Source organism: Streptomyces recifensis, from assembly GCF_002154615.1.
Taxonomy (GTDB): Bacteria; Actinomycetota; Actinomycetes; order Streptomycetales; family Streptomycetaceae; genus Streptomyces; species Streptomyces griseoluteus.
The window spans coordinates 1-11,422 of record NZ_MUNH01000078.1 but is presented as its reverse complement, the minus strand read 5'-3'; the positions used below and the strand labels follow the sequence as shown (position 1 = coordinate 11,422).

At 74.0% G+C, this 11,422-nt stretch carries 10 protein-coding genes and 1 tRNA gene; 7 read left to right on the top strand and 4 right to left on the bottom strand.

The window, feature by feature from the left end:
• The 4 genes from CCN33_RS05220 to CCN33_RS05205 form a co-directional block, all read left to right on the top strand.
• Positions 1–1,077, top strand: a 1,077-nt coding sequence (locus CCN33_RS05220; protein ID WP_086691604.1) for a peptidoglycan-binding protein, incomplete at its 5' end; no start/stop codon positions are given.
• Positions 1,078–1,163: 86 nt separating this feature from the next.
• Entirely contained in the window at positions 1,164–2,282 is a 1,119-nt protein-coding gene (locus tag CCN33_RS05215; protein WP_086691602.1) for an SPFH domain-containing protein, read from the top strand.
• Positions 2,283–2,415: 133 nt separating this feature from the next.
• A complete protein-coding gene (locus tag CCN33_RS05210) occupies positions 2,416–3,030 on the top strand; it encodes a lytic polysaccharide monooxygenase auxiliary activity family 9 protein (RefSeq protein WP_086691600.1) in 615 nt (204 codons plus the stop codon).
• A gap of 88 nt (positions 3,031–3,118) precedes the next feature.
• Entirely contained in the window at positions 3,119–3,556 is a 438-nt protein-coding gene (locus CCN33_RS05205) for a DUF3592 domain-containing protein (protein WP_086691608.1), read from the top strand.
• Between the two features lie 49 nt (positions 3,557–3,605).
• On the opposite strand, the gene CCN33_RS05200 is transcribed toward CCN33_RS05205, so the two are convergent.
• The 3 genes from CCN33_RS05200 to CCN33_RS05190 all read right to left on the bottom strand — a co-directional run bounded on the left by CCN33_RS05200 (position 3,606) and on the right by CCN33_RS05190 (position 5,610).
• Positions 3,606–3,679, bottom strand: a tRNA-Lys gene (locus CCN33_RS05200).
• A gap of 75 nt (positions 3,680–3,754) precedes the next feature.
• Positions 3,755–4,513 carry an IclR family transcriptional regulator gene (locus tag CCN33_RS05195; RefSeq protein WP_086691598.1) on the bottom strand — a complete coding sequence of 253 codons (759 nt, stop codon included), beginning with the start codon at positions 4,511–4,513 and terminating at the stop codon, positions 3,755–3,757.
• A gap of 149 nt (positions 4,514–4,662) precedes the next feature.
• Complete coding sequence (locus tag CCN33_RS05190; protein ID WP_086691596.1) at positions 4,663–5,610, bottom strand: D-2-hydroxyacid dehydrogenase; 948 nt, start codon at positions 5,608–5,610, stop codon at positions 4,663–4,665.
• Between the two features lie 229 nt (positions 5,611–5,839).
• Between CCN33_RS05190 and CCN33_RS05185 the strand changes: the two genes are divergently transcribed.
• Together CCN33_RS05185 and CCN33_RS05180 are read left to right on the top strand one after the other, a co-directional pair.
• Complete coding sequence (locus CCN33_RS05185; RefSeq protein ID WP_086691606.1) at positions 5,840–6,571, top strand: aspartate racemase/maleate isomerase family protein; 732 nt, start codon at positions 5,840–5,842, stop codon at positions 6,569–6,571.
• A 108-nt stretch (positions 6,572–6,679) separates the two neighbouring features.
• A complete protein-coding gene (locus CCN33_RS05180) occupies positions 6,680–7,768 on the top strand; it encodes an LLM class flavin-dependent oxidoreductase (RefSeq protein WP_086691594.1) in 1,089 nt (362 codons plus the stop codon).
• Positions 7,769–7,894: 126 nt separating this feature from the next.
• Here the strand turns inward: CCN33_RS05180 and CCN33_RS05175 are convergent, their stop codons facing one another.
• Positions 7,895–9,766, bottom strand: a complete 1,872-nt coding sequence (locus CCN33_RS05175; RefSeq protein ID WP_086691592.1) for a putative bifunctional diguanylate cyclase/phosphodiesterase — start codon at positions 9,764–9,766, stop codon at positions 7,895–7,897.
• A gap of 378 nt (positions 9,767–10,144) precedes the next feature.
• Here CCN33_RS05175 and CCN33_RS05170 point away from each other — a divergent pair, with 378 nt between their 5' ends.
• Positions 10,145–11,359: a M6 family metalloprotease domain-containing protein gene (locus tag CCN33_RS05170; RefSeq protein WP_167387776.1), complete on the top strand. Its 1,215-nt coding sequence runs from the start codon at positions 10,145–10,147 to the stop codon at positions 11,357–11,359.
• Positions 11,360–11,422 lie beyond the last annotated feature (63 nt).

Below are 11,422 nucleotides of genomic sequence, written 5' to 3'. Positions count from 1 at the left end.
GCCCCGCACCGCCCCGGCGCCCCGGCGGCGGACGGGGATGCCGCCACCCCCCAGGGCGGCACCGCACCCCTGCACGGCCCGGCCGGCTCGCCCGCCCGGCCGCAGGCCAGGACCCCCGCCACCACTCGGACGGCGATCATCAACCGGGCCAAGCAGTGGGTCACCGCTCAGGTGCCGTACAGCATGACCACGTTCTGGTCGGACGGGTACCGCCAGGACTGCTCCGGTTATGTCTCCATGGCCTGGGGGCTGCTTTCCAACGAGTGGACGGGCAGCCTGGCCCAGTTCGCGGCGAAGATCACCAAGGAGGAACTCCAGCCCGGCGACATCCTGCTCTTCCACAACACCGCCGACCCGCAGGGCGGCTCGCACGTCGTGATCTTCGGCGGCTGGACCGACTACACCCACACCGCCTACACGGCGTACGAGCAGACGCCCCCGCACACCCGCCGCCAGAGCACGCCCTACCCCTACTGGAACAACACCACCAAGTACGTCCCCTATCGCTACAAGGGCGTGACCACGGGCGCGGCGGGGGCCGAGCCGACGGCCGCCCCGGTGCCCTTCCCCGGCACCCAGTACTTCGGTCCCGGCGCCAACAACAAGTACGTCACCCAGCTCGGCGAGATGCTGATCGCCCGGGGCGGCGGCCCGTACTACTCGAAGGGGCCGGGCCCGGTCTGGGGCGAGGCCGACCGGCGCGCCACCCAGGCGTTCCAGAAGGCCCAGGGCTGGACCGGCTCCGCCGCCGACGGGCTGCCCGGCCCGCGCACCTGGGAGCTGCTGGTCACGGGCGCGGGCAAGAACATCACGGCCGGCTCGGCCGGCCCCGGCGGCGTCCCGGCCTTCCCCGGCAAGCGGTACTTCACGGCGGGCGCGGACAACGTCCACGTCACCCGACTGGGGCGGCAACTGGTGAAGAAGGGGTTCGGCCGGTTCTACGCCACCGGACCCGGACCCCGCTGGAGCGAGTCGGACCGGCGTGCCGTCGAGGCCTTCCAGCGCGCCCAGGGCTGGCGCGGCGGAGCGGCGGACGGCTGGCCGGGCCCCGAGACCTGGCGCCGCCTGTTCGGCTGAGACGCCCGGTCACCTCCGGGCCCGCGTCCGCGCGCGGCCCGGCATCCCCTGTCATGACGCACCCGGCGCGGAGGCTGGAGGCACCCATGAACACGACCACATCCCACACGCACGAGCCCGAGCAACACCCGGACAGCCTGCCGGGCGGCGCGGGGCCGGCCGTCCGGCCGCCCCGGCTGATCCACAACGAGGCGACCACCGAGATCCCCGTCCATCTGCTCTTCCGCGACGAACCCGCCCCCGAGGCACGGCGCCCCGCCGTGGTGAACCGCCGCCAGGGCACCGGCGAACGCCCCCGGCCCGTCCGCCCCGCGCCGGTCCGCAGACGCCCCGAACTGCACCCCGATCCGGAACTCCGGGAGCGTCCGGCGCGGGTGCTGCCCGGCGCCGTCGGGGTGCTGGCCGGGCTCGGCGGGGCCGCCGGCTGCCTGGCCACCACCTGGTGGGCGGGGCTGCTGCCCGGGGAGGTCATCGGCCTGCACCCCGGCGCGGGTCTCGGCGCCGCGCAGTGGGCGGCGTACGCGGGCACGGGGGCGCTGGGCCTGTCCGGGTTCGGCGGACTGGCGCGCGGGCGCACCGGGCGGGCCTGGGTGCTGGGGCTGTTCGGCCGCTACCGGGGGACCGTACGGCGTACCGGGCTGCTGTGGATCAACCCGCTGCTGCGGCGGCGCCGGGCCGATGTGCGGCTGCGGCACTGGCGCAGCGGCGCGGTGCCCGCGGCCGACGCGGGCGGGGTGGCGCTGCGGGTGGTGGTGCTGGTGGTGTGGCGCGTGCGGGACACCGCGCGGGCGCTGCTCGGCATCGAGGAGCACGAGACCTACCTGCGCGAATGCGTGGAGTCGGCCCTCGCGCGGGTCCCTGTGGAGCTGCCCGGCGGGGCGCGCAGCGGGGCGGACGCGGCCGGGGACGCGCTGACCCGGCTGGTCGCGGCCGACGTGGCGCCGGTCGGGCTGGAGGTGTTCTCCGTGCAGCCGGTCCGGGTGGAGTACGCGCCCGAGATCGCCGCCGCCATGCAGCGGCGCCGGATCGCCGCGCTGGACGCCCAGCAGCGGGCCACCACCCTCAGCTCGGTGGTGGACTCGGTCGAGGACACGGTCACCCGGCTCACCACGCGCGGGCTGGTCGAGCTGGACGACTACGAGCGCAAGGCGCTGGTCCGGGACCTCACGGTGGCCTTCTGCTCGGGCCGCCGTGAACCGGCCTGAGGCATGCCGCCGAATGGTATGGACACGTTCAACTCCCGGCAATAATCTGGTACTTGGTCTGGACCTATCGCACCGTCATCGCACAGCCCGGCTCAGTGAACCTTCCCCCACGACGTTCCCCAGGAGCGGCAGCATGCGTACCAGGACCAGGTTGTCAGCGTTGTCCGCGGCCGTGCTCGGCATGGCCACCGCCGGCGCCTTCGTACTCTCCACCGGCGGCGCCAGCGGCCACGGCTACACCGACCTCCCCGTCAGCCGGCAGAAGCTCTGCCAGAACGGCTCCGTGGCGAACTGCGGCGACATCCAGTGGGAGCCGCAGAGCGTCGAAGGCCCCAAGGGCTTCCCCGGCGCGGGCCCCGGCGACGGCCAGCTCTGCAGCGGCGGCAACAGCCGCTTCGGCCAGCTCAACGCCCCGAACACCCCCGGCGGCGGCGCCTGGCCCACCACCCGGGTAACCGGCGGCCAGTCGTACACCTTCCGCTGGCAGTTCACCGCCATGCACGCCACCAGCGACTTCACCTACTACGTCACCAAGCAGGGCTGGAACCAGAACCACGCCCTGGCCCGGTCCGACCTCAACCTGACCCCGTTCCTCTCGGTCCCGTACAACGGCCAGCGCCCCCCGTCCACGCTCAGCCACAGCGGCACCCTGCCCCGGGGGCTGACCGGCCACCACGTCATCCTCGCGGTGTGGAACGTGGCCGACACCGGGAACGCCTTCTACGCCTGCTCGGACGTCACGTTCTGAGCTTCGTTTGAGGCCGGCGGCCCCGCCGCACGGGTACGTTCACGGCACGCCGGTCCATCGGAGCGGCGTGCCGACCCAGGGGGGCCTGATGGACGCACTGCTCTACCTCGTGCCCGGAGTGATCACGGCCGGGTGTGTCTTCGGCGCGGTCCAGGTGATCCGCCGCGCCCTGCGCACCAGCCGGATGTGGGCCCACGGCCTGACCGCCGAGGCGCGGTGTCTCAACACCTACACGAGGACCAGCGGCGGCAACGACACCGCCGTGCACAGCACGCTCCACCATGTGTACGAGTTCACCACCCGCGAGGGCGAGAGGTTCCGCTTCGACGAGGCCGGGGGCGACTCGACCGTGGTGGCGGGCGACCACCTGGTGGTGCGCTACCTGGCGGAGCGCCCGCAGTGGGCCACCGCGCTCCAGCCGGCCCGGGGGCGGCTGATCCTCGGCACCGCGGTGCTGCTCGCCATCCTGGCGGTGGTCGGCGTGGGCGCCGTGCTCTTCGCCGTCTCCGCCCGCTCGGCGGTCTGACACAAGAAACCGAGGGCGGACCGGTTTCCCGGTCCGCCCTCGGCAGATGTGCGCCGCCAGGGACTCGAACCCCGGACCCGCTGATTAAGAGTCAGCTGCTCTAACCAACTGAGCTAGCGGCGCATGACTCCCGCCTTCCGCTTTCGCGGCCGGCGACAGAGAAAATACTACCCGGTCCCCGAGGGTGCTCCGGACCACCTACAGCGCCAGCGAGAGCAGGACCGGGGCGGCGTGCCGGTTGAGGGCGTCCGCCGCCCGGCGCAGCCGGTGCGCGCGCTCCACCGGCAGCGACACGGCCAGGCAGCCGACGGACGCCCCGGCCGTGATCGGGACGGCCGCGCAGACCGTGCCGACCGCGTACTCCTGGAGGTCCAGCACCGGGACCGTGGGCGGCTGGGACTCCAGCCGGGACAGCAGCAGCTTGTCGCTGGTGATCGTCCGCGAGGTCAGGCGGGCCGTCCGGTGCCGGGACAGGTGGTCGCGCCGGGCGTCGTGGCCGAGCTGGGCCAGCAGGCTCTTGCCGACGGCGGTGGCGTGCGCGGAGGAGCGGAAGTCGACCCACTCGTTGACCGCGGGCGTGCTCGGGCCGGCCGCGTACTGGGTGACCCGCACCTCGCCGTCCTCGTAGCGGCTGAGGTAGACCGCCGCGCCGACCGAGTCGCGCAGCCGGTCGAGGGTGTGCTGGAGCTTCTCGCGCAGGGCGCCGTCATGGCCGTGGGCGGAGGTGAGACGGCGCAGGGTGTCGCCGGTGATCCAGGCGCCGTCGGCCGTCCGCTCGGCGTACCCCTCACGGCGCAGCATGCGCAGCAGGGCGGTCAGCCGGCCCGGGTCCAGACCGGTCTCGCGGGCCAGCCCGGCCGCGGCGGCCCCGGCGGGGTGCCGGGCCACGGACTCCAGGACGCGCAGGGCGGCCTGCGCCGAGTGGTGGGGGGCGGTCGGCTCGTGCATCAGCGCCACGGTTCTCCCTCCGCGCTCGCTTCCTGGGCCGCGCGATCCGGTCGGCGGATCGCTTCCACGGTACCGGGCAACGGACTGAAGTGGAGGCGGAGTTGACAGCCGCCTCCACGCCCGCTCGGCCGGCGCACCGGCCGCCCACGGAGAGGAGTTCAGTGGCCCGGTACGTAACCGCGCTTCTTGTCCACCACGTTGACCAGCGCTCTTCCGGCGACCCAGCGCTCGAACAAGTCCACGAACTGGGCGCCGAGTTCGTCCCGCCAGCCGACCGTGTCACCGCTCATGTGCGGCGAGACCAGCAGGCCGGGCAGGTCCCACAACGGGCTTTCGGGAGGCAGGGGTTCGGTGCTGAAGACGTCCAGCGCGGCGCCCGCGATCCAGCGTCTGCGCAGCGCCTCGGCGAGGGCGGTCTCGTCCACCAGCTCACCCCGGCCGACGTTGACGAAGACGGCCGAGGGCTGCATCACGCCGAAGCGGTGCGCGTCGAACATGCCGCGCGTCCGGTCGGTGAGCGGAGCGGCCGCGATCACCCAGTCCGCACGGGCGATCAGCCGGTCCAGGTCGGCCGGTCCGTGCACACCGGTGCGCGGTACCCGGCCCACCAGCGCCGGCGTGACTCCGAGCGCCTTCAGGGTGTTGGCGACGGCCCGGCCGATCGGCCCGGAGCCGACCACACAGGCGCGGGTGCCCGCCACCCGGCGCGTCTCGCGGTGCCGCCAGACGCGGTCCCGCTGGAGCTCCAGCGTGCGCGGGAGGTCCTTGGCCGCCGCGAGCACGAGGGCGGCCACGTACTCGGCCATCGGCTGGTCGAAGATGCCGCGCGCGTTGGTCACCACCGTCCCGGAGGCGGCCAGTTCGGGGCAGAGCAGATGGTCCACGCCGGCGCTCGCCGTGTGCACCCAGGCCGGGCGCGGCCCCTCGCCGGGCCAGGCGTCGCGCACCGCCCGCGACCGGAAGTCCCACACCAGCAGGACGTCCGCCTCCGGCAGCAGGGCGGCCAGCCCCGCGTCGTCGGTGTGCAGCACGCGGGCCCGCCCGGTGAGCCGGCCGAGTCTCGGCGGCGGATCGGCGCCCAGCACCAGCAGGGTGGGGAGGGTCATCGGCCTGCCACCTCCCGTCTGCCGCGCGGTCGCCCCACGCTGGCACGGGGGCCCGCCGCCGTCAACGGGCCGCGCCCCGAGGGGGCGATCCCGCCCGCGCTGGGTACCCGAACCGGGAGCGGGGACGCCCGTACCGCCGTGCGGGCCACACGGGGCGCCCTCGCGGGAAGCGGGGGAAGACGCAGGGGAGATCCCTGAACAGACCGTGGACGAAGACAGAAAGGCCGACATGACAGCGATCGGATTCCTCTGCCCGGGCCATCGCGGCGAGGACGACTACCCGCGCATCGAGCAACTGCTCGCCGGCGCGGTCCGGCTGGACCTGGTGCACACCGGCACCGGCGAGGACGCCCACGCGGTGGACCCGCTGCACGGCGCGGACTTCGCCGGACGGCTCACGGCGGCCATGGAGGGGCTGCGGCTGACCGGGGCCGAGGCCGTGGTGTGGACGAGCCCGGCGGGCGGCTTCGCGCACGGCTGGAAGGGCGCGCACACCGAGGCGACGGAACTGGCCCGGCAGGCCGGACTCCCCGCCTCCTCCACCTCACTGGGCTTCGTGCACGCCGCCCAGGCGCTCGGCGTCCGCAAGGTCGCCGTCGCCCACGCCCACCCGCCGAAGACGGCCGCGCTGTTCCGGGCGTTCCTGGCCGACGGCGGCCTGGAGGTGACCGGCGCCGACGAGGTCGACGCCCTCACCGCCGAGCGCGCCGCCGAGGGCGACGAGGCCGAACTGCTGGCCCTGGCACGGGCCGCCGACACCCCGGACGCCGAGGCGGTGCTGCTGCCCGACACCTCGCTGCGCACCGCCGCCCACCTGTCGGCGCTGGAGGCCGCGCTCGGCAAGCCGGTGCTCACCGCGTCCCAGGTCTCGGTGTGGGAGGGGCTGCGGCTGGCCGACCGCCGGCTGCACACCGACACCCTCGGCGCCCTCTTCACCCGCGAGCCCGTCGCCCAGCTCTGACGACCGGCTCCGAGCAGGCGCCCTCCGGTCCGGCCGGGGAATAAGCGGGGACTGCCTCCTGTTACGGCACGGCAGGACAGAGCACGCCGTAAACAGGAGGCATCCACCGTGCCGGCAGACGAGATCCGGGGTGCCGTGCACGGCACCGCCCCCGTCCCCCTCTCCGTACTCGACCTGGTCACCGTGGGAGCGGGGAGCACCGCGAGCGACGCGCTGCGCACCAGCGTGGAGCTGGCCCGCTTCACCGAGGCCCGGGGCTTTAACCGGTACTGGGTCGCCGAGCACCACTCGATGCCGGGCGTCGCCTCCTCCTCGCCCGCCGTGATCCTGGCGAACCTCGCCGCCCACACCGACCGCATCCGGCTCGGCTCGGGCGGCGTCATGCTGCCCAACCACGCCCCGCTGGTCATCGCCGAGCAGTTCGGCACCCTGGAGGCCATGGCACCGGGCCGGATCGACCTGGGCCTCGGCCGGGCGCCGGGCACCGACGGGGCGACGGCGGCCGCGCTGCGCCGCTCCGACACCCTGAACGAGGGCGCGGACGACTTCCCGCAGCAGCTCGCCGAGCTGACCAGGTTCCTGGACGACGACTTCCCCGACGGCCACCCCTATGCCCGTATCCACGCCATCCCCGGCCCGGTGCAGGGCAGCACCCCCGGCGGCGTGCAGTCGGCGCACCGGCCGGTGATCTGGCTGCTCGGCTCCTCCGGCTTCAGCGCCCAACTGGCCGGAATGCTGGGCCTGCCCTTCGCCTTCGCGCACCACTTCTCCGCGCAGAACACCATCCCGGCGCTCGACCTGTACCGGGAGACGTTCCGCCCCTCCGAGGTGCTGTCCGAGCCCTACGCCCTCATCGGTGTCTCCGCGCTCGCCACCGACGACGAGGCCGAGGCGGCCCGCCAGGTCCGCGCGACCGCGCTGAACATGCTCCGCCTGCGCATGGGCCGTCCCGGTCTCTTCCCCGACCCCGAGGACGCGGCCCGGCACGAGTTCAGCCCGATGGAGGAGGAGTTCGCGGCCTCCTTCACCCGCAACATCGTGCACGGCACCGCCGACGAGGTCCGCGCGGGCCTGGACGACCTGCAGAAGCGCACCGGCGCCGACGAGCTGATGCTCACCAGCCACGCCCACCGCGGCGAGCTGCGGCTGCGCTCCTACGAGCTGATCGCCGACGCCTACGGCCTGCCCGCCGCGTAGCTCCGCACCCCGAGGGGTGTCTCGTGAATCAGGCCGGGCTCGCGGCGCCTGGCAGCGCGCCTCGCGGCGTTGTCGTCGGTCTGCCCCGAGCTCTCGGCTTCGCCCGAGCAGGGGGGACCCCCACCGCTACGCATCGACTCCCTCCTCCGCCGTGCGACGCACGGCACCAGACGCCGCTCCCTGACCCGGCCTGACCGACGAGACACCCCCCAGCAGCTCCGTGATGCGGTCCGGCGGCACCGGGCGGGAGTAGAGCCAGCCCTGCCCGGTGTCGCAGCCGATCCGGCGCAGCCGGGTGGCTTGCGCGGAGGTCTCCACGCACTCGGCGGTGACGGTCAGCCCGAGCCGGTGGGCGAGCTGGATCATCGCCTCCACGATCACCTCGTCCGCCGGATTGGCGGTGGTCCCCGCCCCGGCCGGGCCGGGGTCGCCGCCCTCGTACTGGAAGCCGCGTACGAAGGACCCGTCCAGCTTCAGCACCGAGACCGGGAGCCTGCTGAGGTAGGCCAGGTTCGAGTAGCCGGTGCCGAAGTCGTCGATGGCGATGCGCACGCCCATGTCGCTGAGGGCCTGGAGCGCCTGGATCGGGCGGCCCCCGGAGCCCATCACGGCCGACTCGGTCAGCTCCAGCTGGAGCAGATGCGGGGCGAGCCCGGTCTCGGTGAGCGTGCTCGCCACGTCCGCGACCAGGTCGGAGTCCCAGACCTGGCGCACGGCCACGTTCACGCTGACGAAGATGGGCGGCTCGTCCGGATGGGCGAGCTGCCACTCCCGGGCCTGGCGGCAGGCGGTGACCAGCGCCCAGCGGCCGAGCTGCACGATCGAGCCGTCCTCCTCGGCCAGCTGGATGAACCGATTCGGCGTCAGCGTCCCGAACTGCGGATGGTGCCAGCGCACCAGCGCCTCCACCCCGCTCAGCCGCCCGTCCTCCATGCCGACCAGCGGCTGGTACTCCAGCGCGAACTCCCCGCGTTCGATGGCCGGGCGGAGCGTGGAGGAGAGGGCCTGCCGGGTGACGCGGTGCGCGTTGCGCTCGGGGTCGAACAGGGTCCAGCGGGCCTTGCCGTCGGCCTTCGCCCAGTACAGCGTGGTGTCGGCGGCCTGCATCAGTCCGGTCGCCGTCGTCCCGGCGGTGTGCCGCTCGACCACCCCGATGGACGCGGTCAGCGACAGCCGCCGCCCGGCGAGGTCGAACGGTTCCTCCAGCGCCCGCAGCGCCGAGGCGGCGAGGTCGGAGAGCTGCTCGGTGCCGGTGGAGTCCTCCACGAGCAGCGCGAACTCGTCCCCGCCGAGGCGGGCCACCAGCGGGGCACCGGCCCGCGCGCCCTCGGTCTCCTCGGCCACATGGGTCAGCCGCTTGGCCACGGCCTCCAGCAGCCGGTCGCCGACGCGGTGTCCGAGGGTGTCGTTGACCGCCTTGAACCCGTCCAGGTCGAGACAGCACAGGCCGATCCGCCCGGTTCCGGTGCCGTCCTCCGGCTCCGCCTCCAGCGCGGCCGACAGCCGCTCGAAGAACAGGGTGCGGTTGGGCAGCCGGGTCACCGGGTCGTGCATCCGCAAGTGCCGCAGCCGTGCCTGGAGTTCACGGCGGGCGCTGATGTCGGAGACGGACAGTAGGGCGCCCGGCGTGCCCTCGGTCAGCGGAGTGACGGTGATCCGCACCCAGACGGGGTCCCCGTCCGGCTGTTTGAGGCGCCGGGTGCAGCGGAGCCGGTCCTGGCGGCCGGCGAGCACCTCGCGGTAGGCGTGCCGGGTGCGCGGGTCGGGGGCCAGGTCCACCAGGTCGGCGGCCGGGCGGCCGGCCAGTGCCTCGGCGGTCGTGCCCAGCAGCGCTCCCAGCGCGGTGTTGGCGTGCGCGACCAGTCCGTCGGGGGTCACCACGGCCATGGGGAGCGGGGCCGTGGTGAAGACCTGGTGGTAGGTCATGTGGTCACCGTCGGTCACGGCTGACCGGTCGAGGTCTGCCGCGGGCGTCGGCCCTTCGGACGTTCCGCTCACCGCTCGCTCCCGCAGTGCACTCGATCCCTGTCCGTGCCGGAAAGTGTGCCGATCATAGAGGCTGGTCCCGGCCCCTTCCAGCCGGTCTTCAGTCTCCCCGACCGACCCGCCCTCCTGACAGATCGTTTCTGCCCGGACCTGGACGGGTTCTTGAGGCCCACGACCACTTGTGACGTTCCGTGAGTGGTTCGGGGTGTCGGCCGCCGGGTGGCCGCCCAGGTGGCCGCCGGGGCGCAAACGGACGTACTCACCCTTCCGGTTCAGGTAAACAGGGCATAGCGCAACATAAGCACACAGTCTGGGTCGTGGTGTCCCGAACCGCGACCGGAGGTCCCAGACGTGCCCAAGCTGCGCAGCGCCGCCGCCGTGGCCACCACGATGTCGGCGCTCGCCGCGACCTCGATCCTCACCGGCCCCTCGGTGGCCGAACCCTTCTCGCCCGAGCCCTGCGCGCTGCACCGCACCGACGCCCACCACTCCGAGGGCCTGGACACCTGGAACTCCGCCTACCCGCGCCCGCGGGGCACGCTCGACGCGGCCCTGGTCTTCCTGTCCTTCCCGGACGCCGCCCCGCGCACCACCCCCGACGAGCTGACTGCCGACCACTTCCCCGCCACCAGCCGCTACTTCGAGCAGTCCTCCTACGGCCGCTTCACCCTGCGCCCGCACCCGGTGGGCCGCTGGCTGAAGATGCCGCGCCCGTCCACCGCGTACCGCATACGGCGGGACTGGGCGCCCGCGGACCGCTCCGCCTATCTGCGGGACGCCTTCGCCGTGGCCGACAAGGCACTGGACTTCTCCCGCTACGACGTCGTCTACCTGGTGGCCGACCCGGACGCGCCCGGCGTCGACTCCGACGCCACCAAGGTCGTCAACCTCGACTCGCCCGTCCGGCTCGACGGCACCGACGTACGCCGGGTCGTCACGGTCTTCGAGCAGCACCCGCCCGACCGGCTGGTGCTCGCGCACGAGACCGGGCACGTCTTCGACCTCCCCGACCTCTACCACCGCCCGACCGACTCCAAGGACGACTGGGACACCCACGTCGGCGACTGGGACCTGATGGGCAGCCAGTTCGGCGCGGCCCCGGACCTCTTCGGCTGGCACAAGTGGAAGCTGGGCTGGCTGGACCCGCGCCAGGTGGCCTGCGTCCGGGGCGCGGGCCCGACCCGGCTCACGCTGGAGCCGCTCGCGGCCGGGCCCGGTGTCCCCGTGCGGGGGACGTCCGGCACCCCGGCCTTCGGCCTCGGCAACGGCACCAAGCTCGCCGTGGTGCGCACCGGCGCGGACACCGCCCTCGCCTTCGAGGCGCGCGGCCCGGTGGGCAACGACCGTACGGCGTGCAAGCAGGGCGTCCTCGTCTACCGGGTGCGCGCCGGCGTCGAGTCCGGGGACGGCCCGGTCGACGTGGTGGACGCCCACCCGCACACCGAGGCGTGCTGGGAGAACTCCGTCTATCCGCCGCTGGCCGACGCGCCGGTGTCGCTGGGGGAGAGCTTCACCGTGCCGGGGGACGGGGTGAAGGTGGAGGTCGAGGAGCGCACCCCGGCCGGGGCGTGGACGGTACGGATCACGCCGGGGGAGGGCGCCTGAGCCGGGGCACGCGAAAGGCCCCCGCTCGCGCGAGGGCCTTCGTTGTCTGTGCGCCGCCAGGGA

Coding starts and splice junctions, on each gene's coding strand:
- CCN33_RS05190 (WP_086691596.1), bottom strand. CDS start 5,610: ATGACCCTCCCCACCCTGCTGGTGCTGGGCGCCGATCCGCCGCCGAGA.
- CCN33_RS05170 (WP_167387776.1), top strand. CDS start 10,145: ATGTCGGCGCTCGCCGCGACCTCGATCCTCACCGGCCCCTCGGTGGCC.
- CCN33_RS05185 (WP_086691606.1), top strand. CDS start 5,840: ATGACAGCGATCGGATTCCTCTGCCCGGGCCATCGCGGCGAGGACGAC.
- CCN33_RS05215 (WP_086691602.1), top strand. CDS start 1,164: ATGAACACGACCACATCCCACACGCACGAGCCCGAGCAACACCCGGAC.
- CCN33_RS05210 (WP_086691600.1), top strand. CDS start 2,416: ATGCGTACCAGGACCAGGTTGTCAGCGTTGTCCGCGGCCGTGCTCGGC.
- CCN33_RS05205 (WP_086691608.1), top strand. CDS start 3,119: ATGGACGCACTGCTCTACCTCGTGCCCGGAGTGATCACGGCCGGGTGT.